Source organism: Halorubrum sp. Atlit-26R (genome assembly GCF_003666015.1).
GTDB lineage: Archaea > Halobacteriota > Halobacteria > Halobacteriales > Haloferacaceae > Halorubrum.
The window spans coordinates 30,119-56,779 of record NZ_QPLT01000017.1 but is presented as its reverse complement, the minus strand read 5'-3'; the positions used below and the strand labels follow the sequence as shown (position 1 = coordinate 56,779).

Here is a 26,661-nt window from a genome sequence, read left to right as displayed (position 1 = left end):
CGATGAAGGATCGTCTCCGGAACGCGCCGATCGGCGTGATCACGGTGCAAGATCGGACCGTGATGGCGAGCAACGATATTGCGTCGGAGCTCCTCACGGCCGATGACCCCAGTAGCGAACAGATAGTTGACGTGTTTCCCAGATCAGTTGCGGACTCACTCTTGAGAGCGTTCGACGGGGAGTCGGTGACGGATACGACGTTCGAGGAGTACTACCCGACGATCGACCGATGGTTATCGGTATCGGTCGTTCCAGGCAACGGAACCGCGACTGTCTACGTCGATGACGTGACCGAGCGAAAGACCCACCAACAGGCGTGTGAACGGCTCCGTGCCGAACACGAGCGAGTTGCCGTCGTCGACCGTCTGATCGCCGACGTTCTCCGGGGACTGGTTGGTGCCGCCTCACGAGAGGAGATAACGGAGACGATCCGGGAGCGATTGGGGAACTCCGACCAGTATCAGTTCGCGTGGACCGGCGTCCGCGTTGCTGACGGCGAGGGCTTGGACGTGGAGGGCGTCGCGGGCGACCGAGGTGAGACCTTCCCGGCGGTCCGCGCGGCGGTCGAGCGCGGCGACACCACTCCCGAACAGCGGGCGGTTGAGCGACAACGCCCACAGCTAATCCAGTCGCTGAGCGGAGACGAAACGGTCCCGGAATCGGTCCGCGTCGCCGGGTTCGGAGACGGTATCCAGTCGGCGCTGGCTGTGCCACTGGTATACGGATCTAGCGTCTACGGGGTCGTCGGCGTCTACGCGGCAATGAAGGAGGCGTTCAGCGATCACGAGCGATCAAGCTTCGAGGCGCTCGGTGAACTCGCGGGGCTGGCAATCAACGCAACCCGAAACCGTCAGCTGCTACTCGCGGACACGATCACCGAGGTTACGTTCGAGCTCGGGTCGCACTCCCCGATCGCCCGACTCAGTGAGTCCTGTGACGCGGAACTCACACTCGACGGCACGGTCCCCGCTGGCGACGACGGCCTCACCTGTTTCCTCACCGTCTCAGGGGCTGCCCCGGAAGTGGTCGTCGACGCGACTGAACCGTCGAAGGACATCGATGGCGGGCGGGTTGTCCGACAGTTGGACGAAGGACACGGACGAATCGAACTCACGCTCGGGAGTGAGACACCGCTCGTGGCAGCCGTCACCCACGGGGCGACCATTCGGACGGCGACGTTCGAGGGTGGCACCGGTCGATTCGTCGTCGAACTGTCCACCGACGCTACTGTTCGCCGATTAGCTGTCGAAATCGGTGACGATGAGCCTGCACCTGTCCTCGCCCGCCGGGACCGGACGCGGTCGCCGACGACGGCACGAGAGTTCCGGGACGAACTGAGTGAACGGCTCACCGATCGACAGGAAACCGTGCTTCGGACGGCCTACCTCGCGGACTACTTCGAGTCGCCACGGGGGAGTACGGCCGAGGAAGTCGCCGAGTCGCTCGGGATCACGGGATCGACGCTGCTACATCACCTACGTGCGAGCCAGCGGAAGTTGCTTGACGCGTTCTACGACGAACACAACGACGACAGATCTTGACATCCTCCCACGGCTTCAGCCGTGGGATTCCTCTCGCGGGATATTGGCTATGCCGTCTCCCCGGAGGCAATTTTCCCGTCACTATCGACGGTACTCCGGTCTGTGCGCACTTCTTTAGGACTGTCGTGAGGGTGTGGTTGCCCCGACCAGTCGTGGTCGTCCCACTCGAATCGCACGGGCCGTGCCATCGGCCTGACTTCTTGCTCTGTCTGCCGCTCGAGAAACGTCTTCGACGCCGTGAGATCCGCGTGTCCCTCGAACCCACACACACACGTCAGCGTCTCCTGATTCCGCGTGGTTCGATCCGTCGACCCGCACTGCGGACATTCCTGACTCGTCCACGCTTCCGACCGCACTACCACCGAAATCCCGTACTCTTCAGCGGTACAAGCAAGTCGGTCCACGAATTTCCTGAACGCCCAGAAATTGTGCGTCTTGGCGTTTGCCTCGACGGACCAGTGTGTTTGTGAACTACCCTACCCTACTCGCTCACGGCCGACGCCGTCCGCTCCTTGAGGGTAGGGCTTCCTGTTTCCACGAAGCGCTTTACAGACACCGAATCGGTGTCCGTAGGGAGCGCAGTCTCCACAGGCGTTGATTCGGAGTATCCCACTCCTACGTCTTCGAGGCCGCGAGAAAGAATGTTCCACGCCGCGTTCGCGTCCCTGTCCGCCTCAAACCCGCAGGCGGGACAGGAGTGTTCACGGACCCACAACGGCTTCTCCGTCGAGACGCCGCAGGACGCACACTCTTTGGTCGTCCCTCTCGGGTTGACTGCCACGAAGTGCGTCCCCTCGCGCTCACACTTGTCATTCACCGCGAAGTCGGAGCGCGTAAGCGTCGGCGACCTCCCGCTCGTCGTCGACGACGAGAATCCTGGGGCCCTGGTCGGTTTCGGTATCCGCCATGGTGGAGCGTGTCCAAGACTCTCTACCGGATCAACATAACTGGTTTTGTTCGACGTGGGATACCGTGGTGGCCCCTCGCAATCTGTATAGTGAGATACGTGCAGATTCGCTCGTCTGGATACTGGGCATGTTCGACCAAGAGGGTTCCACCGCACCGTAGTCGTATGGCTGCACGTCCCCAATCGAGTCATGAACGCGCAGAAGAGCCGACTTCTCGACCGACGACCGCAGAGCTTCTTGATCTACTCGGCGACGAGTACACCCGTCGCGTGTTCGAGGCAGTCTCGGAACGCCCCCGCGGCGGGCGTGCCGTCGCGGAAGCGGCCGGCGTCTCGCGGGCGACGGCGTACCGACGCCTTAATGAGCTCCGGGACGCCGGGCTCGTCACGAGCGAGCATCAGATCTCTTCCGACGGTCACCACCGCAAACAGTTCGCTGCGTCGGCCCGACACCTCTCGATTTCGCTCGACGACGGCGACATCGAAGCGGCCGTCAGTTTCGGTCTGTAGCGTCGCCGGACGGGTCCCTCCTCTCGTCAGTGGACCTATTGGCATCATGAAAGCGGACGACGACGACGGTCCCTTCGGCGCTGGCCTGCTCGAATTCGAGTTCGGAACCGAGTTGATTGACCGCCCAGTTGACAAACCACAGCCCCACACCGAGCCCGTGTTCGAGCTGAGTTTCCCCCGTCCCGGTGAGCAGTTCGCGCTCGCGATCGGGGATGCCGGGACCCTTATCGGCGACGCGGAGTTGTGGAATCCCGTCGGTGGTCGTGCTGACTTCAATGTCGACTCGTACGGGAGCAGTCGAGTGGACGATCGCGTTCTCGACGAGTTCGACGACGAGTCGGCGAACTATCGTCCGATGGGAGGAGATTTGCAGGCTTTCGGGCGCATCGACCGAAACGCTGCTCTCGGGATGGTCCTCTCGGGCTGTCGTAGCGACCTCCCGGGCCACGGAGGCGAGATCGACCGGCGATGGGGGGCCGCTGCTCTCAGTCATCACCGCCTCGGCGTCCCGGGCTTTCCGGCTAATTGACGACAGATCGGTAGCACTGTCCCGGATCGCCGTCTGATGGACCTCATCATTGACGTAATCGGCGTGGGCGAGAATCACGTCGAGCTTGTTCCGCACATTATGTCTCAGGACGCGGTTGAGCACGGAAAGTCGCTGCTCCCGGGTGCGTTGGTCGGTCACGTCTCGGAGTAACACCGCTCTGGCGACCGGGGTTCCTCCGCTGTCGGTATCGTTGCCTTCGACGGCGGAGACGGTGAACTGGAACTGGCGGCGGCCTCGGGTCGTTCTGAGGGTGACGTTGCCGGTCGTTCCGGGTGACAGGTCCACATTGTCGATCCCATCGACGATCGACCCCATCGGCGTGCCGATCATCTCCTGAGTCGACTGGTCAAACAGGCTCTCCGCCGTTTCGTTGGTGTCGAGGACGTGACCGTCCCAGTCGACGACGACCACGGCCTCCTGTAGCGCTTCGAAGACGCGTGAACGAGCGACGTAGTCCGCCTTCGGGAATCCCGTCAGCACGGGGTAGCGCCGGATCGAGATTGCCAGCAGCATCCCGGAGAGGAGCAGTCCGGCCGTCACTCCGTCGACGATGCGACTGCCGTCGAGCCACGTGCCGACCACGTACGGTGCTGAGACAGCACCGAGCTGCGCCGCAAGCTGCGCCTTCGAGATTCGTCCGTGGCTCCACCCGTAGCTGAGGAAGACGGCAGCCGCGTAGACGTACACGATGAACAGGAGCATCAGTTCGGTCCCCGCGAGAGACGCCAGCGAGCGTTGGACCGCCTCCGTTGATGGGTCGCCCTCGAACGTGGCCGCCGCGCCGACAAGCGGAAGCGCGAGGAGGACGAACAACGCGCTCCGCGGGCGAGTCAGTCCGGTACCGCGACCGGTGTAGCCGAGCACGTAGACCAGCCATATCGCGGGGATGAATACGATCGGTAGAATCTGTCCGACAGCGGCCATCCCCGCACCCACCGACCACTCGTGTGGGAACTCTGAAACAAGCGACAGAAGCGCCCATAACAACAATCCGGCAGTCATGGCAGCGAAGGCGGTCGCGTTCGGTGGCGATCGATCCTTGGCGGCCTGCCACGTCACCCACGCCAACAGCCCGACGGCAACTCCGTCGATGGCCAGCGAGGCCGAGAGGGAGAAGACGTTCATCGTGTCGTCGAGACCGCTTGACTCTTCCGCCGCACCCGTATTGAGGCCGGTGATCGATCGCGGCAGCGTCGGTGTGAGCTCACTGTCGATCTCGCCTCCGAATTTGTCGGAACGTGTTGTCAACACTCCCCCCGGTTGTGATATTTCCATCACCGGCACCGCCGGGTGTACTCGTACTTGCGACGATGTCACCGACGGAGGCAGTTGACGGTGAGCGGAGCATGGGCGGGAACACGGCCACACCAAAGCGTAACAGCCAGTATTTCAGTCCATGATCGACCGATCGGCAGATGGAAACCGCCATACTGGTTATTGGGGTGGCCCCTCAATAACCTCACAGTGTGCGTTGCTGGCTCAGAAACACGATGAAGACCTGTTTCAGACTGCGAAACACTCCATCTCCTTATTTTCTTCCTGTATACGAAGCAGAAGATGCCCGTCGTGACGACCGACGGGTTGTGGTCCGCACCGCTCCCCCGCCGGCATTTCTCTCCCTCTGCCGGCAGTTCCCCCGCTGGCCCTCCAAGACGCTACGATCCACACCCCTTCGGGGGGACAGAACGGCCGGTCACTACCGGTCTCCCGCACTCGCTGTGCGTCATGGCTTCATCCGAAGAGCTTGACATCCTCCCCGAGCTGAAGCGCGATGATTCCCACGATGGAATATTGTCCACTATTTCGTGCGGGTACGTCACCAAGGGGGCGGTGTTCAGATAAGGATTGAAAGGTGAGGTGGTGCGTTTTCAAAGTGATCAATGCCCGAAAGCGACCACCTCAGCGACTGTTTAGACGATATCAACGGCTCTGTTGAAATCCTCAACCGGAGATATGTTCTTGGAGCCGTGCTGAATACAGAGCGCGAATTCAGTACGACTTACCGCTCAAGTTGAAGCATCGGTCTTACAAACCAGATTACTGGTAACGACACTGGAGTTCGATTTGGATCGGGAGAGCCCCCCGCTCTGCCCATCCTCCGTTTTCGGGTCTCACTCTGTTGAATCCGGTCACAGCAAGATCGCAACACAACTCCTATCATCAATATTCTACAAAGAATGGCTTCTCAATATTATCCCAGCATTTCAAATGGCATTAGATCATTATACCCGTATGTCTCGGTCGATTAACCGAAGGGACGTATTAAGAAGTGGAGGTGCTGTCCTGCTCGGATCAGTGGCTGGGTGCACGTCTTTAGAGTCGACCGCTCCAGAGGAAGTTCGCATCGTAAGAGCGTACATCATCAATTCAGTACCGTCACCGTTCGAAGTCGATTTCCATCTCTTAGATGGCGAAGAAACCGTGTATTGGGACACTGTCGCAGTAAATGCTGATTCCTCCGGATTGGAGACAGGCGGAACAACCCTTGATGATGTTCCTGAGGTCCCCGGCGAATACGTCGCATCTGTCCGATTAGCAAACATGCCCTCCGTCGAACCAGTGACGTTCAACATTGCCCGCGCCGCCAGAGAACACGACTCCGAATGTGCCCGCATCAGGTTGTTGATCAGAAAGTGGAAGGACGATGAACGGCCGTCCATCTCGTTCCGGGGGAGCCCCGCAGACGAATTCTGGAGTTGTGACCCAAATGCCAAATGACTCCTGAGGCGGGTTAATTTCTTAAATACACTGGATTAAATTAGATAGGCAATATTCTTCGATGCGCTGACTATATCCTCTGTATCTCGCACGCCGATCCTATCAATTCTTAAGGATTTCAACCAAAGCCGATTCGACTTAATCACTATCAGTCCCGGTAACCGTCGGCGTGGACTTCCTGAGCGCCACCCAGTCGGTGATGTCGACCACCGTCTCGTTGGTCAGGTCGACCGTCACCGAGTACTTCAGCTGAGTCTCCGGATCATCGGTTGGATCGCTAATCCTGACATCAGCTCGATCCTCGACGTAGGAGGGCTCGCGGTCGACGACGACCGACCGCTCTCGACTGTCCGACTTGTTGATTTCGACCTGGTACACCGAGACGTTGCGGGACGTATTTACCGACGTGACGTTGCTACTTACGTCGAGCGTCCTCATATCGAGTTTGTAGATCGGGTCGACCGAGAACTCGACGCGGTCCATCTCGTCGACCCGCTGTCGAACCGTTTGGTTGGCGCGGGCAATGTCGACGGCGCGCTCGCGCTCGGTGGCGGTCAGCGGTTGGCGGCGCTCGGCGTCGACCCGAAACTGACCGGCGTCGGTTTCCTCGATTTCGACAGTGGTGACGTTCGACAGGTTGTCCATCACTGTCACGGTCCGGTTGCGGTCGGCGAACGTGACGTTCTCTTCGGAGACGACGAACTCCGCGGCATCGTCGCCGGTCGCGTCGGCCGTCGGATTCCCGAAGCTGACACCGATCCCGGCCACCATCAGGCCAACGACGGCGAGCACGAGCAGCACCCCGAGTCGGGACCGAAGCGCTCGGTTCATTCTACGCCTATGTTGACTGAAAGAGCCTATGAATCCTGTGATAAAACGCGTTCCAAACCGGTTGTAAACGCGTTTCACGGCCCTTTCACGCGGAAAAACGGTAACTGTTAAGCCCCGGTGTTAGATATCCGGCCGTATGGATCGCCGTGGGTTTCAGGGTCGACAGCTCATCGCAGCGGTCGGATTCGTGGGTACGGTGGTCGTCCTTGCCGTTCAGCTGATCACTCCCTCGCCCGTGATGGTGTCGCTCGGCGAGAATGGCGCGGAAGCGACACAGGTCGGGCAGTATTTCACCTACACGGACGTCTCGCTGATCGTCGTCAGCGCCATCCTCTGTGGGGCGAGCGGCACGTGGCTACTGGTCGGCGGTACAGTGCTGAGAGGGTCCTCGAACACGTCTACCGCCCAACACGATGCGACCGGTAACCACGATACGACCGACAACCACGGCACCACGACACAGCACCCAACCGGCGACTCCGACCCGCCCGACATCGGGTCGAGCGACGGGACGCCGCCTGACCCCGAGCCATCCCCGCAAGACCGCTGGGAGCAGGCGGTCGACCGGCTCCGGAACAACGAGGAGACGATCTACGCGCTACTGGTCAAGGCCGACGGCAAACTCCCACAGCGGGAGCTCGTCAAGTCGACCGACCTCTCGAAGGCGACGATCAGCCGGACGCTCGACAAACTCGAACAGAAGGAATTGGTCGAGCGCAAACGCCGCGGCATGGGCAACGTCGTCCACCTCAAATAACCCCTTTCGCCCGGGTTTCGAACCGGTTTCAAACGCGTTCCGAACAGTTACCAATAAACACACATCTGGGCTTTCACACAAGCCAGAGTCGGGGCAGCGCGGACGGCTACGCAGCCGCTGAGGTCGCGTCGACGATCCGGCTGGCCCGAGACTATGCGATATACGACAGCAACACTCGCGGCACTGGCGCTGGTGGCCCTCGTGGCCGGCGGCGTCAGTGCGGCACCGATGACCCATCCGTCGACCGCAGCGTCGGCGGACGTCGCACAGCCAGTTAACTACACTACCGACACGGTCGACCCCGACGACAAACTGACCGACAGCGACGTCGAGACGGCCCGTGAACTCGCGTGGGCCAACGACTCCGTCCGGGCGGTCGTCGACGGAGACACACCCGTCCACTTCGACGTCTGGGCCCCGAACGGCGAGGATGATCACGTCTCGGTCTGGGTCGAACAGAACGAGACGACCGTCGCCATCGCCGACATCGACCTCGACGCCGAATCGGTCCTCACGGTCGACGAGCCGACGGTTTTGTCGACCGATGAGACCGAAACCTTCGAACTCGAAGCAACGCCCAATTCGTCGGCCGCGGATATCAAGACGGGTTCGTCGCCCAACGAAACGGAGGGTTTTGCGGTCGAAACAACGCTCAATTCGTCCGCTGCGGACTCGGTCTTCGAAGTGACTACCGACATCCCGGACGACAGGACGGTCGACGGTGAGAGCGACGAGTAACTGACCGACCCACTCCGACACGCATTCCCTTTTTTATTATCTTCTCGAAGCCCGCCGGTAGCTTCCATCTGATAAGGCAGGGGTCTCGACGGATAACTCAAAGAATTGTTCCACACTCTACAATATATTTACAGATGTCGTGCCTCTGTGGAGGCATGGATGAGCGACCCTCAGGTGTCGAGGCCTTGATGAACCTGAATTTAAACCGCCGTGGCCTACTGGCTGCGACCGGGATGGCTGTAGCTGTAGCGCTCGCTGGGTGTACTGTGAGTTCTCCACGAAACACTACCGCGGACGACCCCCCGAATACGACTGATGAGCCGCCAGCCGAGGAGCCTATGGGATCGCTGCCCGAGGGATCGCCCTCGTCGACGAACGACCGAATTGGTGAACTCGTCGCTGGCAACGCAGGCTTTGCCCTTGATATCCACGAGCAACTCACAGCAGCCGACGACGTTGACAACGTGTTCGTCTCACCCTACAGCGTCTCGATGGCACTTGCCATGACGTATGGTGGGGCAAGTGGTGAGACAGAGACCGCAATGCGAGAAACCCTTGGTTTTTCGCTCCAAGAAGAGACTCATCCTGCCTTCGGCGAGCTACAAGCAGCACTTGATACCAGAGCCACGATAGGCGTACCGAGAGGCTCTGAGAAGGAGACAATCGATGCCTTCCAACTCGAAGTGGCGAACGCCCTGTGGGGTTCGACCAGCTACCCATTTTCCGAGGCGTATCTGGATCTCGTCGACGAACACTACGGTGGGGGATTCAATGAGGCAGACTTTGGGAGCAACCCCGAGGCCGAACGCGAGCGCATCAACCAGTGGGTCGCCGATGCGACAGAGGGTCGGATCGAGGATCTGATTCCCAAAGGCGGCCTGTCGGCCCAGACTGTCTTCGTGTTGACAAATGCGATCTGCTTCATGGCGGACTGGCAACTTCCGTTCGATCCAGATAACATGAGCGAGTCAACCTTCAGGGCCCTTAATGGATCAAAGTCGGCTGTTTCGATGATGCACCAGAACCTCCGGACCAACTACGCCGATCTCCCGAATGTCCAAGCAATCGAACTCCCATACGTTGGCGGCGGGGTGTCGATGGTCGTGATCGTCCTCGATGAGGGTAAATTCGAAGAGGTTCAGACGGAACTCACCGGACCGACGCTTTTCGGCATCTTTGAGGCCTTAGGCGATGCCAGTGGGGATCTTCGAATGCCAAAATTCGAATACGAGTTCAATACTGAACTCAGTGAGGTGCTCAAATCAATGAGCATGGAGGCGGCCTTCGGACCCGGAGCAGACTTTTCAGAGATGGTCGACAGTGGTGGGGGTCCTAGAATAGACGATGTGTTCCACAAGGCGTTTGTAAGTGTCGACGAGGAAGGAACGGAGGCTGCAGCTGCGACTAGCGTTTTCATGATCGAAAGTGCGCCGCCGACGTCGTTCGATCTGACTATTGACCGGCCATTTTTGTTTTGTATTCGAGATCGGCCAACCGACGCCGTCCTCTTTTTGGGGCAGGTGACCGACGTGAGTGCTGCTCAATCGTGAGGTCGACTCGAAGTTGATCAGTGGCGCCACAATCGGCTCAAATATTTTCTCGTGGATCTGGCTGTGAGTTTCCTACGACCGCCGGAGGCTCACGAGAACGCTGCTATGCGCGCACCTACTACTCTGACAGTAGCGCCCGATGAAAGAGTATATTTCATTGGCTCTGTTGAATCCGATGATGGCACGGGGATTACAATCTCTGAAGGTGCGTTTATCTCACTCTTCGTCGGCGATGAATTGGATCGATCCACCCACTGATCTCGATCCTCTCACTCTCTGCCAAGATTCTATCTCCGAATTCTCTCGGTGGCGGTTCTGAACCAAGGACAGAATGACTCGATTCCGACGCCTTCCGCGGATTCAACAGAGCACTGGAGTGGGAAGTGCGTGAAGGAAGCCACACCTATTCGGGCTCGCCGCCCGGATGCTGACGGCATCCGGGCGGCCTCCCATGATAGTGCGTCCTTGGCAGGTAGGCCAATCAGATCCACGCGTCCTGAGACGCTGTTGAATCATCGGCCTTTGACCACCCCAGTACCTCTTCACGCACGCTGGGGACTTAGCAAGCTTTCATCCCATCAGAGCCGTTGTTTCAGCAAGAAACGCAGTCAACCACCCGGGTAGCGTGTCTGTGGTGTAGCTTCCATCCAGTGCCGCCTGGACCACTGTCTGCTCCTGTTCATCCAGAGCGTCAACAGTGGGAATCGGCCCAATCGGAGAGGTTGTTCAGCCGGACTGTATGTGAATATGTCGGCGTCACTAGCTGCGTGATTCCAGTGTCGGCAGCCGCTGGTATTGTGTCCACAGATTCTGTTGTGTCCGATTCAGTTGGCGACTCCGTTGTCTGTGGCCTCGTCTCACTGAGATGGCCACTTACCCCAAGGCAACCCGTTGCGAGCGCGGTAATGAGTATCCAGCGGTACATAGCAATAGACGGATGGCAATCCAAAAAGTGTCACTGGTACTTCAAATAGCCCTTTGAGAAACAGCGCTGGAACCCGATTCACCAATGTCGCGATAGCTATGATGAGATTATAGAGTCTATCGAGATTATGCGAAGAGCGGCAGATAGAGCCCACACGCGTCTCTCCCGGACATCTCAAGCCGGGTTTCATTCCTGATTCAACTCTACTCCACGTACTACAAGACGTCCACGATCTCGACCGCCCACGCGAGTGCGTCGGCAAGATCGACGCTCATGGCGACTGGGTTACCACTGAAGCCACAAGCCTGCTTGATGCCAAGTTAGTCACGGGTTCTGCGCAGGCACGTCGTTGCGTTCTAGCTCGACTGGCGTTGCTGCCGATTGGTGTCGGTTAGACTCACAACATTTCCCATCCCGCGGCGTTTCCGCTCGATGAGTCCATCGCGCTCGAGCAAATCCAACTTGCGACTGACTGTTGATTGTGAGAGATCCGTTTCCGCAACGACTTGTTGTTGTTCTAAATAGCCGTCATGCTGGAGGACCAGCTCGTAAATCTGCTGTTCATCACCCACGAGGGTTTCGAGATTCGATTCCCAGATGCGTTTTTGTCGTTCGAGTGGATCTGTCTCAGTTGCTGTCGCCGAGTTATCCGGGTCAATAGCTACCGTTTTGTTGTCGTCCGCGTCGGCAGTTGGCTGCGATGGCCCGTGGTCCGTGAACCACAGGTAGCTACTCGTGAGTCCACCAACCCAGGCTGCTGTGAGGAGGACCACTATATCACGGAGTGTGTACACACTCGGCACGCGATGAATGCTTGATGTACTTCCTTTGATCGTAACCATCACTGGAGTCGGGTTCCAGACCAGAAATATGACGGTCCCGATCGACAGCAGGCAGGTGACTGCTGCGAGGAGGGCTGTTCTGGAGAGCGGTCGCCAGGGCATACACAATATCGCTGTTAGTACCCTCCGGAAAAAGTATATCGTTTCACCGACATTCCAAGCGATTTCCAATCCTGCAAGGCTTTGGAAAGGCGATGGAATCGCCTCCTCTACCCACTCTATATCAGGTCTTTCACTCATAGGACTATGTGAGATCACCACCGATGGTGGTCTCAGGAAGCAGACATGACACGACAAATGTACAACCGCAAACTAGCGATCTATGGCCTTGTGGCCGTTGCTGTGGCCGTTGCTGTTGCCGGGATGATCGGCGTCACAGCAGCAACGGTCGCAGAGCCGTCGGATCGAGCAGTCAACCACACCGGAAGTGTCGAAGAGGTGTCGATCTCGAAGGGAACATCCAACATCAGTATCTCGGCTGACCACAACCTGCCAAACGAGAGTGCAGTCGACTCGCTGGACGGCACGCCGGTGTCCGAGATTGTCGACCGGCCTCGTGGGACGACGTTCGGCGAACTGACTGCCGATGAGATGCAGACACTCAAAGAACAAACTGTTCTGGGGACCTACTCAGATGAGCAACTCGCAGTGATTGAAGATAGCGCCATCGGTGCCTGGTCTGCATCCGACACCTCACTCACTGCCCGCGTCACTACAACTGTTTCCAACAGTAGCGATGCTGGCGTGAGCGTGCAGGCGCCTGAAAAACTCCCAGAAGAGAGTGTTGTCACGGAACTCCCGGGCACCCCAGTCAGTGAGATCGTCGATGCACCCAGAGAGACGACATTCGCAAATCTCTCTACATCCCAGCAGGACACCCTCAGAACAACAACGGCACTGTCGACCTTCTCCGACGAACAGTTCGAAGAGATGGTCGAGTCGAACAGGATGCAGATCGGGTCCGTGTCCGTGTTAGACGAGACATCTGGTGACAAAAAGGTCTGGTACACAACATCAACGGCTTGACATTTCCCCCGCCCTGAACGCGGAGGTCGTGCGTGTTCAGCCGTCCCGAGCGCGGGTATCTAACAGCCACGAGTGTGTAGCCTCCCGTTGGAGGAACAGGTCGTCGTAGGCATCCACGTCCGGCAGGCCGCTTCCGAGGTACGTACGGATGCCCGATTGGGTGTGTTCCTCGGGGAACGTCCCGAACTGACCGGGGACGAACACGCCGTGACTGGCTGACGCCCACGACCGCCACGGGCGACTCCCGAGCCGTGCCGACGGATTCCTGTGTGCGTTCACGTCGATCCGGAGCGCGAAGCGGCCGCATTCGAAGACCGTTCGGAACGGAACGACGTCGCCTGCCGAATCGACGATGAGCCGAAGGTTTCCGAACTCGTGGTCAGCTCGGTAGTTGTCCAAGAGAGCCGCCACGAGTAGCGTGTGGAACTTCAGCGAGGTGTACGGGTGATAACACCGACTCGTTGAATGCGGCGGCCACGTCCGATGCGAGCCACCGTTTGTGCGCAGTCTGTGCGTCCTCGATGCCGATGAGGTCAAGACCCGACAGCAGTGGAGATATTAAAACCTGCCTACAGAATATTGTCGCTAGGCTTCCTCAAATCGATCGAGGCCGAATAGATTGATGTGATGATCGGTTCGATCATCAATGGCTAAATCTGCGAGCACCTCTCCGACTACGCTTGCGAATTTGAATCCGTGACCCGAAAACCCAGCGCCAACGGTCACTTGGGGCTGGTCAGGGAGCGTGTCAAGGATGAAGTGGTCGTCTGGCGTGTTCGTGAACATACAGGTGGCGAGACGCATTGTCGGGCCGGTACCTTCGGGGAAGAATCGTTCAGCGTATTGGCGAAGCAGTTGCTCATCCTCAGAGTTGGGTTCTCGTGAGAAGGTGTCGGGATCGACCGTCTCTTCCAGATGGTTGAATTTCCCAAACTTGAATCCAGGTACGTCGTAACGAGGAAATCCGTAGTAGTGTCCTGAGCCGGTGTCGTGGACGAACACAGGGAATGAGTTAGGGTGAAACCGTTCGGGTGCGGTGGGCCGGAGCCACGCGAGAACTTGTCGTTCCGGGACAGCTACTGCCTCGAGGCTGGGCAGGAGTTTTCGTGCCCAAGCACCGGCGGTGATGACTAGATGTTCGGCCTCGTAGGTATCCTTATGTGTCGTCACCCGCACGCCACCGTCCGGGAGGGTTTCGTACTTCTCGGCAGCTTCGCGCGCTCGAACAGTAGCGCCCGCGTGCTGGGCAGCCTCAACATGGGCGACAATACATTGCTCGGGGACAAGAAAGCCTCCATCGGGCTGGTAGACTGCTCGATGGTTCGCAGGGAGGTCATAGCCAGGGAAGCGGTTGTTTACCTCGCTTGCGTCCAGTATTTGGTGGTCGATGTCATGGGTGATACAGGATTCGCGAGATCCAGCGAAGACGCGGCTGTCGGGCGGTCCAGCATCAATACCACCTGTGGTGTTGAGCAAGTCACGGTCCGTTTCAGCTTCCAGTTCGCGCCACAGGTCGTAGGCTCGGCGGATCAGCGGGACATATGCGGGATCTTCGTACTGCGGCTTGCGGATGATGCGGGTGACACCATGTGACGATCCCATCTCGTGGGGAATGTCATATCGTTCTAGTCCCAAGACATCAAGCCCCCGGTCGGCGAGATGGTACGTCGCCGCACTGCCCATTCCGCCAACACCGATTATAATTACGTCGTAGCGATGAACGGCATTTTGTGTCATATTTAGAACTCTCGTTCAGTTGAGCGGACAAGGAGTTCGCTGACGCTAGTAGCTGGGTGGGAGACGGTTAAGTGAGTGGACCCAACAATTGCTTTGGGGTCATGGATCGGGAGTTTCTCACAGAATTCTTCGAGTTCCATTCGTGTCAGATTTAGCCTCAGTGGGACTTGGTATCCGTAACGAATCGCGATTTTTATGTCATCTATGGAGGGCATCGTCGCAAGCTCTAATTGTGGAATTGAAAAGCTTAGCGGTTCCCCGCTATATATTTACGAGGGCATATTATCGAAGAAGAAACTGCTCTGTTGAATAGCGATCTTATCTGCCGATATCGACGGTTTAGAAGGGTGAAGTCGAGGAGATCGAAGTTGGTATGGAAATCGATATCCTCGACTTCATTGAGCAGTGTCGTGACCTAGCTAAACAAGCGTTGGGGAAGCACGCGGACGATTCCGCAGGGATTCAGACGACCGGGTCCGCTCGAAGTCTCCTCGAACTGTTAGACAACGAGCATACGCAGAATATCCTGAAAACGCTCTGTCGGGGGCCGAAGCGGGGGCGAGACCTAATAGACGCCTGCGAGGCGTCCCGGGCGACCATCTACCGGCGCCTGGATCGCCTCGAAGCGACCGGACTCGTCACGACCGAACTGTACGTCGACCCCGACGGACATCACTGTGAAACGTACCGATTACGGCTGGACCGGTTGTCGCAGTCGAGTCGGGAACGGTGTCGGTCACGGTACAGTCGACGACCCAGGAGCGACGGTAGCGACAGGATGAGATTAGGCACAGTCTCTGGCTCAGAAGCGCTGGGTCGATTTATATCCGAACGGTAGCCCTCACGATAATCCAAGCCAATGATCAACCCCCCTCCGAGACGAGACGATGAATAGTGCGTTACCACGACAGCCGCCAGTCGAACACGTACTGGAAGACCAGGTGCGACTCTCCGTCACCGGGGACGAATCCGCAGCCGTCTGTGAGTTACTCTCCTCGACGACGGCGCGAGCGATCGTTGCCGCGCTCAAGGAGAGACCCAAACCGGCCTCGGAGATCGCTACAGCGGTCGGAACGTCGCTCCAGAACACCAGTTATCACCTCGACCGCCTCGTCGAAGGGAACCTCGTCGAGCCCACCCAAACCTGGTACTCGAAGAAGGGGCGAGAAATGACCGTCTACGCGCTCCGAACCCGGGAACTCGTGATCCGATTCTGAGATTAAAACGGACTCCCGACCTAGGGGGTCTCGGTCGGCGACCGCCGACTGATACGCGCGTCGATCTCGGTGGCCGGTCGGACAGTCGAGCCGACATCGACGCCGACCTCGTCGACATCGTGGTCGACCCGGCAGCGGTGGACAAACGTCGCGAGGGCGATCTTGAGTTCGAGGCGGGCGAACCGCATCCCGATACAGTGTCTGGGACCGCCTTCGAACGGGAAGTACGCGTACTCGGGACGGTCCGAATCGGTTTCTTCCGTCGATTCCCACCGCGATGGATCGAACCGATACGGGTCGTCCCACCACCGGTCGTCGGTATGAACGTGGAACTGCGGAATGACGACGAACGTGTCCGCGGGCATCCGATACCCACCGATCCTCACGGCGGCGTCCGTCTCCCGGAAAATCGCCGCCGCCGGAGGGTATCGACGAAGCGTTTCGCGGAGGAATCGGTCGGTGTACCCGAGTGCCGGCAGATCGTCAAGCGTCGCATACTCACCGGTGACCACCTCGTCGACCTCCGCGGCGAGTCGCCGGGCGACGTCCGGGCGACGACCGATCTCATACAGCGCCCACGTGAGCGCCGTCGCGCTGGTCTCGTGGCCGGCGAACAAAAACGTCGCCAGTTGACTCCGAATTTCGTCCTCGCTCGGCCCGTCGGGACCGGTCGCCGCCTGTAATAGCGACAGGAGGTCGTCGCCGTCGGCAGCCGACTCCTGCTTGTCGAGGAGCGCATCAATGACTGACTCAAGTTGGGAGATTCCGCGGCGATACCGTCGGTTGCTGGGAGTGGGAAGCCACTCAGGAACGGCGACGGCGCCCGGCGCGTCGCTGCTCCGTTCCCGGATGGCATGGGCACCGGCCCGGACCGCCTCCCGGCGGTCGTCCGTTTCGATACCGAACAGCGTCTTGCCGAGGACACGAAGCGTGTACTCGGCCGTGGCGTCGGCGACGTCGACGGGAGCGTCAGCGGCACACCACTCGTCGGACGCCGCGGCCGCGTACGCGCCCATCGTCTCGGCGTACGTTTCGACCCGTTCGCGATAGAACAGCGGCTGGAGTTGTGACCGTTGTCGCTGCCACCGCTCGCCGTCAGTCAACAGCAACCCGTCTGCGAGGATGTCGACGCCGCCGACATAACCGCTATCGGTGGGCTGTTTGTCGCTGCCTTGGCCTATCGCGGCTATCGACGATACGGGTCCACGAAGATGCGTGCGCTGGCTGTCGGCATCGGATTGTTAACCACTGGTGTCTTCCTCGCTGCCATCACCACCGCTGTGATTGGAGCAGGAACCGGCGTTGTCCTACTTGTCCGAGGCCTCGTGACCGTCATTGGGTTGTGTACTGTACTCTACGCAATTCTCATTACGTAACGGTCAATCTGTTGAGAGTCCGATTCCTGAAAGGAAGGCCAGCCTGTTTCAGATCCAGAAGTTGCGATCGGGGATTTATCCAACAAGAGTGCTATTGACAAATCAATGAATACGACACAGCGCTCGGAACTTACAGGAATTGATCTCTCCGGTAGCCAATATACAGTTGAGCAGACAGGCAGCGATCAGAATTTTCGACCGGAGTACGAAGCCAGAGACGTAACCGGTGAAACGCTGTTTAGCGGTACGTATCGGATGTACGAAGGAAAAGACAGGTTCCAATTTGTCGATCCCGACGGGACTGAGATATTTACTGTGGAAGCAGGCGGGACCTGGGATATTGCTGGAGACTATCTCCTGACTGATAGCCAAACTGGAGAGGAGATTGTGGTCTTAGACAATGATTTGTCGCTGTTCCAGGATACGTGGCGGATTCGAGATCCCCATGACGGGTCGTTGTTTGCTGAAATTAACTCACGTGGAGGCGCCATCACACTGGGCCGGAAGATCCTCCCAGTGGGGCAGTGGATTGGCCACAAGTACGAGATCTCTGATTCAGATGGCGAACCAGTTGGGTCGATTGAAAGTGGGTTCGCGATTTTCGACGAATATGAGATAACGTTCTCAGATACGAGCTCTGTCCCGGTCGCTCCGATTGTCATTGGAGCGATCGTCATTGACGGGATTCAGGGAAATTAAACACAAGGCTCTGTAGTTTCGGTACACTGCGGCGGACTTCACGGGTATCGGACGCTCCGGCTATTGTACCCCTCGTCTTTCCAGGTACCGTCGACATCGGTGAGGAACGTTTCCGTCATCCGGATATTGACCGTGGTCTTCTCAGGGGATTCAGCTTCTGCCAGATCTCTGTGTTGAATTTGTGTAGCAATGACGGTTACGCTCAGCCCACCACTTCAACGGAGGACCGTGGTGACTTGACCGAATGAGTTCTAGAATATCTCAGCTCTTCAGTGAGTCTGCGTATTGCACAAAGCAAGGGTTGAGTATACAGAAAGGGTTTATCGCTCTCAATCTATGGAGAAGTGTGACTATTGAACCGCTCCGCGATAGGATTCTAATAGGCGTGGGTGGGATAGCCGTTTCTGCCGGGGCGTACCTCCCGTGGTTGAAGACTAACCCGAAACTCCCTCTGGACGCTGAAATACCGACGATCTACATTCCCGGGATGAACGTGGGATTCGAGGCGTTCGACTTTGCCCTGCTCGGTTTAATCGGGCTTGTCCTCGTATTCCGTGGCAGTTCACGGAAGCGGTTGCAGTCCGTAGTTACACTTCTGACGGGCGTGGGGACCGTGTTATTCTGTGGGCTCTATCTATCTGGCTCACTCACGGGATTTACTGCGACGTTCGTTCCCGCGTTCGGGTGGTGTCTCACGGTTCTCGGCGGGGTCTCGCTGACTGTCGCCGGAGTACTTCAGCATTTTCGAGGTGGAGCCCCCGACCTCAAGGAGCGAACGGAGTGAGCGAGTAGGTCGGGGAGGAAACCGACATGGGACGACACAACCGCCACACCGCGACCGACCGACTCCCAGGCCTATAAGTACCGTCGGGTACTCTCTGAGACTATGGGTGTGCGTCGAACCGCCGTCGTGAAACTCGCTGTTTCCGACGAGCAACGCGACGCCCTCCACCGAACTGCCGAGCAATACCTGTACTGCGCGAACCGAACCGCCGACTACTGTTGGTCCGACACCTCCTACACTGAGTGTAAGACCAACAAGCGAGGGGTTCGTGACGCGCTCTACGCCGACCTTCGAGAGGAGACGGACCTCCAAGCTCAACTTGTCCAAGCCGCTATCAAACGCGCTGTCGAAGCCGTCAAAGCGTGTGTCGAACGGTGGAAAAAGGGACAGCGCGTCTCTCAACCGACGTTCACGGCCGAAACGATGGACTACGACGCCCGGAGCGCGACCTTCTCCCGGAACAAGGTGTCGCTGGCAACTGTTGAGGGCCGAGTCGAACCGTCGTTCGTTCTCCCGGCAGACAGTCCGACGCCCTACGAGCGGTACGTACTCTCCGAGAACTACGAGTTCCGCGAGAGTACGCTTCGGTACGACGCGGCCACTGACGAGTTCTATCTCAACATTTCGACGCGGCGGATAGACGGTGACGATGAGGTTTCGGAAGATACCGGGCACTCCGACCAAACGGTCCTCGGTATCGACCTCGGCGTCAACAGCCTCGCTGTATCCTCAACCGGCACGTTTTGGCAGGGGGACGACTACGACCACTGGTGTCGTGAGTTCGAGAAGCGGCGTGGCGAGATGCAACAGCGCGGCACGCAGGCCGCACACAACGCGCTGCTTCGCCTCGGGAAGCGTGAAGAAGCCTGGCGCAAACAGTACATCCACACGATCGCCAACGAACTCGTTTCGGAAGCCGTCGAACACGAGTGCGACGTGATCGCGTTCGAGGACTTGAGCGACATTCGTGAGCGGCTTCCACACGCGAAGTGGCACCACGTCTGGGCGTTCCGACGCCTGTTTGAGTACGTCTCCTACAAAGCCCCTGAAGAGGGATTCTCCGTGGAGCAGGTCGAGCCGACCCACACATCCCAACGCTGTTCTCGGACGGACTGTGGGTTCACGCACGACGGCAACCGCCAGGGCGAACACTTCGAGTGCCAGAAGTGTGGGTATGAAGTGAACGCGGATTACAACGCCGCAAAGAATATTGGCGTGCGGTACGCTCGGAAGCGACAGCACAAACTCCGTTCCTCGCCCAAGTCGGGGTGCGGAGACGCACCAGTAGACGTGCGTGTGAATGGTGGGACGTTGAACGGCGAGAGTTACCAGCCTATTGCTGGCGACTGATTGCTGGGAGTCCACATCAAAGCCCTACCCTCAAGGACCGAGGCGCAGAGCGCCGAGGGAGTAGGGTAGGGTAGTTTACACGCCTAAAGCGACGGCGGCGCTGATAGACTAATCCTCTGTACTGAGTGATTCAGTCTATTCGAATCGGCACCTGATATCGTGCGAGTTACGCGCGCTGTATGTAGCACGCTCGTCGGAACCTGCTCGGATTCTGGCAGTAACAGCGTGCGAGATATACACTGTTTGATGAAACAACCGCACGATACACAGGTCGGTTGGCAGGTGTTAGTGCGGAATGTCGACAATTTGACGGCTTTGGTGGCAGATAAAGGATACGACTGGGAAGCACTTCGTACGAGGTTGCGTGCTGAACGTATCACACCGCTGATTCCGCAGCGCGGTCCAGGTTTCCGAGGATGGGAGAGAAACTTACTCATCCATGATCGGCGTATAACCAGCCTTCAAATGCTGAGTCCGTGTTTTTCGGATTGCGGCAGCGATATAGTGAGACGCTGTTGGCGAGAACGGGGTTCGGTCAATTCGGCGAACTTGTCATGAAATCAGCGGTGCGAAACATCGAACGCGCAATCGAGGTGGCTGACCACTGAACGCTGGCGTCTAAACAACGCCTAGAGAATCTACTCAGGACGATTTGTGAAGCTCAGTCACCGACCGGGGGGGTTTCGACAGGGAACTACAATCAACATCTAGTGCTAGAATCGACTTCGGTCACTACTTCGCCCTGCTTGATCGAGATTGTCTCATCCCGTAGATATACCCAACCGGCGACGAGGAGATAGCCACAGATGAAAACTGGAATGATGATGACCGGGTCGAGCGACTGGAATTGAAGCCTTGCCCCGGAAACACTGTGCTCCGTGCGCAAGACCGCCGGACCAACCGCTCCGGGCGGGCCAAAGAAGAGATTTTGCTCCGCGAAGTTGATGCCCGTGTGCAAACCGATCGGGAGTGCGAGCTCGTTCGAGAGAAGGTAGGCCAGTCCGAAAAGGCCGCCCATGACAGATGTCATGACCAGCGCGTACAGTAACGAAATCTCCTCTGGATTCGATCCCAGTGGACCGTGAAGGAATCCATAGACGAGCGAACTGCTCAGCCACGCGCCGAGTGCTGCCGTCGTTGGAGACAGGTCTCGAACAGACAGCCCTTCCGCAGCGTTCTTGAGAAAGAGGCCGCGAAACAACGTCTCTTCCCACAACCCGACGAATACCCAGCCGAGCAGGACGACTCCGAACCCAGTCATGAGCGTTTCTGCGTCTCCTGCTGAGAATGTTTCCACTGTAGTTACCACGCCAAGCTGGTGAGCGAAGCCGAAAGCGAGACCAACAAGCCCAATGCCGATGACAGCACCAACGACTGCTTCAAGCCCCCAACTGAAAGAGAGGGCAAATCCATAGTCTGAGAGTCGTCGGTGATCGATGTAGCGAGCCAGAAGCCCGGCTGTAGCGAGAACAGCGATAACGGCAAACAGGTGTGCAAAAAGGGGGACGAACAGGTCTTGTATTGCCACTTGCTGAACCACGAGTACGCCGCCCAGAGCACCGGCAAATGTCAGACCAACTGCGATGATGATTCGCCAAGAAGCACGCAAACGGCTATCGGTGGTTCCACGGAATATCCGGTTACCTGCGGCTCTCAATCGACTTTTCATGCGTATAGGGTATCAGTCTATTATAATAAAGCAGGAGCCTGTGTTCCAGAACCGGAAACACCGGCTTTGTTGAAATCCTCAGAAGTTGATAGTTTCACACCCCCAATCGCTCAGTACAGGAGACTCACGAATCGCTCAGTACAGGGTCGACATCGATCAGTCCCAAACATGGTACCTGTCAGGGTTCAGTTGCCTGCCCGGTGGGAGTCTCCTCAAGCCAGCGTTCAAGCTCTTCTTCGTGTGCTTGCCAGTCGGCGAGCAGCCGCTGATACTCGTCACGGGCGGCCTCTGCACCCTGGTAGGCGGCGATGGATTTTAATCGATTTTTCAGCGCTTTCTGGCACATCGCTGTCTCATCATACCAGTCGTATCCACACTGTACTAACATATCGTGGATGGCTGCCCAGAATCCAACTTGCTTCGGATTCTCATCGTGGCCATCGCCGACTATCGGGAGTGGCTCCTCGAATTCGCGGTAGTAGGCGAGCGAAAACTGCGTGATGAGCTGTTTCAGCCGGTACTCCCACTCGCCACCGATCTCCCCCTTCGCGTCGGTTTGCTGGTCCAAGAGGCTGTCATACCCTTCGTCTTCGTATCGCTGGAGGTGCCACGAGGTGAGGCCACTGAACTCGTCCCATCGATCAGATTCAGCCTCGACGACCTCATCCGGAGTGCCCTCAAACACCAGCCGCACTAATCCCCCATCCGGTCCGGTATCGTACTGAGCAAACTGTCTATAGGACCAAAACCAACCGGCTGTCCAGTACTCGCTCGTCTCGAAGCGGTCCCACGCGTCTGTGAGGTACGTCCGGACGAATCGTTCCTCGGATACGGGCGAATTGAAATGGAATTCGACAGTTGCGCCGACCATGGGTCAGCCTCATGTGGGATTTTGATATACTTTTTGTGTGTCAAATATGAACTGCGTTCAAGAAAGTCAGAGTCGGTAGATACGCAGGAGCAGTTTGACGGGTGATTCGCTACTGAACCTGTGAAACCAATCCCTTGTGAAGTGTTCTATGACACCCTCCGTTGAGCCTGCCGTCAGGCAGGTCTACGATCGCTCGTGTGTCGGAGATTGAGGGGTAGAAGCGCTAGCGGTTGTTGATGTCCGTGGCCTCCTCTAATCGCTCGACGCGTTCGCGCAGCTCTTCGAGGTTGGGATCCTCGGCACGCGCATCCTGTAGCGGACGGACGTCGGTGAGCGCTTCGTCGACGCGATCGTCTTCAGCTTCGCCACCGAGGTAGAGGTCGCGACGATCTTGGTGGAGACTCCGGAGCGTCGACTCGGCGATGCCGGTGTCGCCAGCGACAGTCGCGAACGACTCACCGCGGTCGACACGGGTGAGGGCCTCCCGGACGTGTAGGAACTCGGACGGATCAACGTGAAGGTAGCCATCCTCGACGACGAACCCTGCTGGCGGCCTCCCGGTCCACTTTCCGGCGGACTGTGCGGCGCGGACGCCCGACCGTATCCGCTGGAGTTTTTGCTGGTGTTCTATTTGGGCGAGGTCGCCCATCAGCCGAGCAACCATGCTGTATATTGTCTGCTGAAGCTCGCCGTCGTCGACGTGAATCTTCAGGCCGACGTCGAGAGCCTCAACGCCGGTGTCGTGTTCCAAGCAGTGCTGGATGAATTCGTGAATCTCAGTCGGGCCGAGGCGAGAGAGCCGGCTGATCTCGTGAACGATCACGATATCGAACTCCCCACTCTCGACGTCGTCGAGGAGTTGGTTGTAGACCTCGCGAGTGTCGGTGTCGGCGGCGCCGGAGACGATCTCCGGATACTCCTCGACGTCTTTGACACCGAGACGCTCCAGGTGTTCACGCGCCTCGTCGAGCTGCCGAGACACGTCCTGATCCGATGTCGAGACCCGGGCGTAGATCGCCGCGGTCGTGGGTCCGTTTTCGCTCATGTTTTCGAGGACGTACAACTAACTTAAACAAGTGGGGGTTACTGCGGTTTTGTGTATAGCACTACCTTCTCGACGCAGTTTAGGGTTCAGCTGTCTCGTACTAAAGATAGCATATCGGTTGTGTATTTTAGGAGTTTGCTAGGTCAGCCAGAACAAGGCTTAGAGGCTACAGCCAGACTAATTTCTAGGTGTGTCTAGATTTGTGGCTGGCCCAGAGCGGAGTGTTCCGTCAGAATCGCACTCACCCAGACTTGTATCGATGAGCTACCACCGTGACGTTTGTCACGGAGCGCCGTGCGTCGACGTTGAACGTCCGGAGGTCACTACAGAACCGACCCGATACTCGATAATCGCCGTGGACTACCCGCTGTCAGTCTCGTCGACGGTCAGCTCGTAGCCGGGGTAAGTGTTTGTATCGCTTGTCACATTGATATGAACCCGGGGTCAGCATCCATCGCAGTGAATCCGCCGTCACCACCTAGATCGGTGGATTCACCTCCATCGCCAGTAATTCTTTGATCCGCTAGCACAACCTCCCGGATGAAGTGAAAGATTTTTGTCATAGGTGACCAAATTCTCTAGTTTAATCCTGTTGATTCAGTGACACATGTCGCCTCGGTATGATAATTCCACATAACCGGGGTCAGTATAGTGATACAAGTACTGTTAACAAGCCGTGCGCAGGTCTCAGTGTCATGAAACCGTAACCTGCTGGGTCTGGCTTGATGTCTCCCCATCGTCGTCAGTTACGGTGATGGTTATATCGTACTGCTGTCCACCAGGGTTCGGAGATTGGTCTGGCCCCCTAAGGGATGTCACTCCGCTGGCGCTCGCTCCCGAAACAGATGGTGTCGCACTGTCGACCTCGTTGCCAGAGCCCACTCTTGCCATCGTCAACTCTAGACTTTGTACTTGACTGTCGTCGGAAACCGTCCAGTCAACATCGAACTGGGCGTACTTCGGATTACCACCAGTCTTGCTGGTGTCTGTCGTCTGGAAGGTATCAATCGTCGGAGCTTGGTTTCCACCACTGCCGGCATCCCCACTGTTTGGCGTGATAGTAAACGTCTTCGTCTCGGTTCCGCCGCTCGCTGGCTGGTACGTAATCGTGATTTCCACGTCCTCACCGCTCATGTCGACAGACGAAAAGCCGTTAGTGAACTCATAGAGGTAGAACGTGGCCGTTGCGCCGTCCGAAAGTTGTGCGTTCCCGTTATTAGTGAACCCGTCGGTGTCTAGATCGACAGTTTTCGGAAGGGCGGTTCCATCGTCGTAATCAACGTAGGCATCGGCCAAGTCCGCGGCAACGTATACCTCACTTGTCACGGGTTCGCCATTCGGTAATCCGTCGTCGCTGAGGTCACTGATGGCGCTGTTCCTCGGTGTTACTCTGACATCAGTGATCGTGACGTCTTCGCCAACGCGGTTCGTGACGGAGAAGTTTACCCCACCAGCGACAGCATCGAAATCGTTGCCGTCATAGGCCACGGCATCGTTCTGGTAGATAAGCTCTTCAACCACCGGGGGATCGTTCTGGCTGGTTGACCCACCAATACGTGCATTGCTGTTCTGAACTGGCTCTTCAGGTACTTCCTGTACGCCGACAGTATCGATAGTTAGACTACTGGTGGTTGTCTCAAGCGTTAGGTTGTGGATTCCGTCGTCGTTTACATCGTCTGTAACGCTATACTTATTATTTGAAATATCTGCGCTGTTCCAGTACTCTCCATTGCTCAACCGCGTTGGAACAGTGATATTTAGATCAGCTTCAGGGATGTCGCCAATAACATTTTCAGCTGGACGGAGTTCAAGAGTGACTTGGCCGGTCCCGCTTCGGCGAAACTCGTTTTGGAGAGCCGTAATTTGTACCTCACCGTCACTATCGACGAGGTTCTGATCTTCAATTACTGCGATTCCACCGCCCTCGTCACGAGCATCAAGGTAAAGCACGGATGCGTCATACCACGTCGGAGAGCGGTCAAGTTCGTTGTACCCCGGTCGGTACTCGATGAACCGAGTCGGAATAGTCTCGATCACCGTTTCATTGGATTCGTACGCAATCGTGATCGGATATGGCTCGCTGGTACGTATCGTCCCAGCCGGCGCTGGAGGATTTATTGTGAATACACGGGTTGAATATGTAGTACCCAGCTCAACCGTCTGGTACTGTGGCTGATCGATGCTCCCGGCTTGTAGAATACCTGCTCTGAGCTCGACAAGATCGTTGCGAACCTCTCCAGAGTGTTGGAACTCGGTCTCTGCATTCTGCTGTGGAACGATTTCTACCTGGTATAGTGAGAGCGCAAGGATCAGAAACCCAAACAAAATAACGACCCCGATTACTGTCGAAACAGCACGATTGTCGTCTATTGCGGACATATTACTTGAATGTCCACTCATTGTGGATTCACCTGAACATGCTGTGTGTCTTCTACCGACGGCCAGATGGCTAGTCGAATATCTGCAGGGCTGGGAATGATATAGAGGAACCAGTACGCTATCATAAGATGATGGAGGTAGTACGGATCTGCGATTTTAATCTGTTGCCAAATACCGGTCTGAATAGCGACGGCAGCAGCCACGCCGCCGACAAATAGAGGGGCAAGTGCAATCATCCGGAGTGTGGCTTTTGCCGGCAGTCTCTCAAAATCGAGGCGAAGTCGGAACGGGACCCATGAGGTCTGTTCAATCGAAAGCGGGCAGACAATCCGGGCGACTGCTAGGTGGGTCAGTTCGTGGAGTCCTATCGTAAGAACCGGGAAACAGATAGCAAGAAAGATTGCTTGAACTTCAGCCATACCAAGTCACTATCTGCTAAGCATTTAAATCTGGTACTGAGATTTGACGTTCGTGATAATCGGCTACAGTGCCATATTTCGGGCTTGCGGCCCCTATCTCGATATGTAGGGTTCGTCTGAAACCCGCGGATACGGACGTCGAGCTCCGAGCGACGGGCTCGCTTCAATCCCACAAGGGTTCGCCTGAAACGGGTTCCCATCCGCGTGCGTCCGCGCCGTC

At 57.5% G+C, this 26,661-nt stretch carries 22 protein-coding genes, 4 pseudogenes and 1 CRISPR repeat array (1 of these 27 running past the window's edge); of the genes and pseudogenes, 12 read left to right on the top strand and 14 right to left on the bottom strand.

The window, feature by feature from the left end:
- Positions 1–2 precede the first annotated feature (2 nt).
- Positions 3–1,541, top strand: a complete 1,539-nt coding sequence (locus DVK07_RS16005) for a bacterio-opsin activator domain-containing protein (protein WP_049902099.1) — start codon at positions 3–5, stop codon at positions 1,539–1,541.
- Positions 1,542–1,588: 47 nt separating this feature from the next.
- Here the strand turns inward: DVK07_RS16005 and DVK07_RS16000 are convergent.
- Together DVK07_RS16000 and DVK07_RS15995 are read right to left on the bottom strand one after the other, a co-directional pair.
- Positions 1,589–2,008, bottom strand: a pseudogene (locus tag DVK07_RS16000) (transposase); the annotation flags it as partial.
- Positions 2,009–2,022: 14 nt separating this feature from the next.
- Positions 2,023–2,349: pseudogene (locus DVK07_RS15995) on the bottom strand (zinc ribbon domain-containing protein); the annotation flags it as partial.
- Between the two features lie 264 nt (positions 2,350–2,613).
- Here DVK07_RS15995 and DVK07_RS15985 point away from each other — a divergent pair.
- Positions 2,614–2,958 (top strand): winged helix-turn-helix domain-containing protein, encoded by a 345-nt coding sequence (locus DVK07_RS15985; RefSeq protein WP_049902102.1) that lies wholly within the window; start codon positions 2,614–2,616, stop codon positions 2,956–2,958.
- Here DVK07_RS15985 and DVK07_RS15980 read toward each other — a convergent pair.
- Together DVK07_RS15980 and DVK07_RS15975 are read right to left on the bottom strand one after the other, a co-directional pair.
- Entirely contained in the window at positions 2,942–4,783 is a 1,842-nt protein-coding gene (locus tag DVK07_RS15980) for a histidine kinase N-terminal 7TM domain-containing protein (RefSeq protein WP_080506843.1), read from the bottom strand. The genes DVK07_RS15985 and DVK07_RS15980 overlap by 17 nt on opposite strands.
- A gap of 1,581 nt (positions 4,784–6,364) precedes the next feature.
- Positions 6,365–7,057, bottom strand: coding sequence for a hypothetical protein (locus DVK07_RS15975; RefSeq protein WP_121597974.1), 693 nt, complete (start codon positions 7,055–7,057; stop codon positions 6,365–6,367).
- Between the two features lie 136 nt (positions 7,058–7,193).
- Here DVK07_RS15975 and DVK07_RS15970 point away from each other — a divergent pair, with 136 nt between their 5' ends.
- The 3 genes from DVK07_RS15970 (at position 7,194) to DVK07_RS15960 (ending at position 10,102) form a co-directional block, all read left to right on the top strand.
- Positions 7,194–7,814 carry a MarR family transcriptional regulator gene (locus DVK07_RS15970; RefSeq protein ID WP_121597973.1) on the top strand — a complete coding sequence of 207 codons (621 nt, stop codon included), beginning with the start codon at positions 7,194–7,196 and terminating at the stop codon, positions 7,812–7,814.
- Between the two features lie 192 nt (positions 7,815–8,006).
- Positions 8,007–8,552, top strand: a complete 546-nt coding sequence (locus DVK07_RS15965) for a hypothetical protein (protein ID WP_121597972.1) — start codon at positions 8,007–8,009, stop codon at positions 8,550–8,552.
- 155 nt (positions 8,553–8,707) lie between these two features.
- Positions 8,708–10,102, top strand: a complete 1,395-nt coding sequence (locus tag DVK07_RS15960) for a serpin family protein (protein ID WP_233565463.1) — start codon at positions 8,708–8,710, stop codon at positions 10,100–10,102.
- 1,281 nt (positions 10,103–11,383) lie between these two features.
- On the opposite strand, the gene DVK07_RS15955 is transcribed toward DVK07_RS15960, so the two are convergent.
- Positions 11,384–11,869: a MarR family transcriptional regulator gene (locus DVK07_RS15955; RefSeq protein ID WP_233565462.1), complete on the bottom strand. Its 486-nt coding sequence runs from the start codon at positions 11,867–11,869 to the stop codon at positions 11,384–11,386.
- A gap of 28 nt (positions 11,870–11,897) precedes the next feature.
- Here DVK07_RS15955 and DVK07_RS23695 point away from each other — a divergent pair, with 28 nt between their 5' ends.
- Together DVK07_RS23695 and DVK07_RS22310 are read left to right on the top strand one after the other, a co-directional pair.
- Positions 11,898–12,158, top strand: coding sequence for a hypothetical protein (locus DVK07_RS23695; RefSeq protein ID WP_233565461.1), 261 nt, complete (start codon positions 11,898–11,900; stop codon positions 12,156–12,158).
- 8 nt (positions 12,159–12,166) lie between these two features.
- Positions 12,167–12,895: a hypothetical protein gene (locus tag DVK07_RS22310; RefSeq protein ID WP_147441187.1), complete on the top strand. Its 729-nt coding sequence runs from the start codon at positions 12,167–12,169 to the stop codon at positions 12,893–12,895.
- Positions 12,896–12,902: 7 nt separating this feature from the next.
- Here DVK07_RS22310 and DVK07_RS24395 read toward each other — a convergent pair.
- The 3 genes and pseudogenes from DVK07_RS24395 to solA all read right to left on the bottom strand — a co-directional run.
- Positions 12,903–13,114, bottom strand: a pseudogene (locus DVK07_RS24395) (hypothetical protein); the annotation flags it as partial.
- Positions 13,109–13,430 (bottom strand): annotated as a pseudogene (locus DVK07_RS24390) (hypothetical protein); the annotation flags it as partial. The pseudogenes DVK07_RS24395 and DVK07_RS24390, both read right to left, overlap by 6 nt.
- A 50-nt stretch (positions 13,431–13,480) precedes the next feature.
- On the bottom strand, positions 13,481–14,632 hold the full coding sequence (gene solA, locus DVK07_RS15940; RefSeq protein WP_121597970.1) for an N-methyl-L-tryptophan oxidase: 1,152 nt from the start codon (positions 14,630–14,632) through the stop codon (positions 13,481–13,483).
- An 887-nt stretch (positions 14,633–15,519) separates the two neighbouring features.
- Here solA and DVK07_RS15930 point away from each other — a divergent pair.
- On the top strand, positions 15,520–15,849 hold the full coding sequence (locus DVK07_RS15930) for a winged helix-turn-helix domain-containing protein (RefSeq protein ID WP_233565459.1): 330 nt from the start codon (positions 15,520–15,522) through the stop codon (positions 15,847–15,849).
- A gap of 20 nt (positions 15,850–15,869) precedes the next feature.
- Here DVK07_RS15930 and DVK07_RS15925 read toward each other — a convergent pair whose 3' ends face one another.
- Positions 15,870–16,958, bottom strand: coding sequence for a cytochrome P450 (locus DVK07_RS15925; RefSeq protein ID WP_158603170.1), 1,089 nt, complete (start codon positions 16,956–16,958; stop codon positions 15,870–15,872).
- Positions 16,959–17,330: 372 nt separating this feature from the next.
- Between DVK07_RS15925 and DVK07_RS15915 the strand changes: the two genes are divergently transcribed.
- The 4 genes from DVK07_RS15915 (at position 17,331) to DVK07_RS24385 (ending at position 20,616) form a co-directional block, all read left to right on the top strand.
- Positions 17,331–17,924 (top strand): hypothetical protein, encoded by a 594-nt coding sequence (locus tag DVK07_RS15915; protein WP_121597967.1) that lies wholly within the window; start codon positions 17,331–17,333, stop codon positions 17,922–17,924.
- A gap of 346 nt (positions 17,925–18,270) precedes the next feature.
- Positions 18,271–18,708 carry a hypothetical protein gene (locus DVK07_RS15905; protein WP_121597966.1) on the top strand — a complete coding sequence of 146 codons (438 nt, stop codon included), beginning with the start codon at positions 18,271–18,273 and terminating at the stop codon, positions 18,706–18,708.
- Between the two features lie 102 nt (positions 18,709–18,810).
- Complete coding sequence (locus DVK07_RS15900; RefSeq protein WP_121597965.1) at positions 18,811–20,058, top strand: RNA-guided endonuclease TnpB family protein; 1,248 nt, start codon at positions 18,811–18,813, stop codon at positions 20,056–20,058.
- A gap of 246 nt (positions 20,059–20,304) precedes the next feature.
- Positions 20,305–20,616 carry a transposase gene (locus DVK07_RS24385; RefSeq protein WP_199719553.1) on the top strand — a complete coding sequence of 104 codons (312 nt, stop codon included), beginning with the start codon at positions 20,305–20,307 and terminating at the stop codon, positions 20,614–20,616.
- A gap of 142 nt (positions 20,617–20,758) precedes the next feature.
- Here the strand turns inward: DVK07_RS24385 and DVK07_RS15885 are convergent, their stop codons facing one another.
- From DVK07_RS15885 to DVK07_RS22300, 5 genes are all read right to left on the bottom strand, one after another.
- On the bottom strand, positions 20,759–21,727 hold the full coding sequence (locus tag DVK07_RS15885; RefSeq protein ID WP_121597964.1) for a CPBP family intramembrane glutamic endopeptidase: 969 nt from the start codon (positions 21,725–21,727) through the stop codon (positions 20,759–20,761).
- Positions 21,728–21,905: 178 nt separating this feature from the next.
- Complete coding sequence (locus DVK07_RS15880; protein WP_121597963.1) at positions 21,906–22,598, bottom strand: hypothetical protein; 693 nt, start codon at positions 22,596–22,598, stop codon at positions 21,906–21,908.
- Positions 22,599–22,821: 223 nt separating this feature from the next.
- Positions 22,822–23,643 (bottom strand): recombinase family protein, encoded by an 822-nt coding sequence (locus tag DVK07_RS15875; RefSeq protein WP_199719551.1) that lies wholly within the window; start codon positions 23,641–23,643, stop codon positions 22,822–22,824.
- Between the two features lie 693 nt (positions 23,644–24,336).
- On the bottom strand, positions 24,337–26,022 hold the full coding sequence (locus tag DVK07_RS22305; RefSeq protein WP_147441186.1) for a hypothetical protein: 1,686 nt from the start codon (positions 26,020–26,022) through the stop codon (positions 24,337–24,339).
- Between the two features lie 17 nt (positions 26,023–26,039).
- The gene (locus DVK07_RS22300) at positions 26,040–26,441 is read right to left on the bottom strand and encodes a hypothetical protein (RefSeq protein ID WP_147441185.1); all 402 of its coding nucleotides are present in this window, start codon (positions 26,439–26,441) and stop codon (positions 26,040–26,042) included.
- Positions 26,442–26,601: 160 nt separating this feature from the next.
- A CRISPR array of direct repeats spans positions 26,602–26,661; the repeat unit is 30 nt (it continues 8,620 nt past the right edge of the window).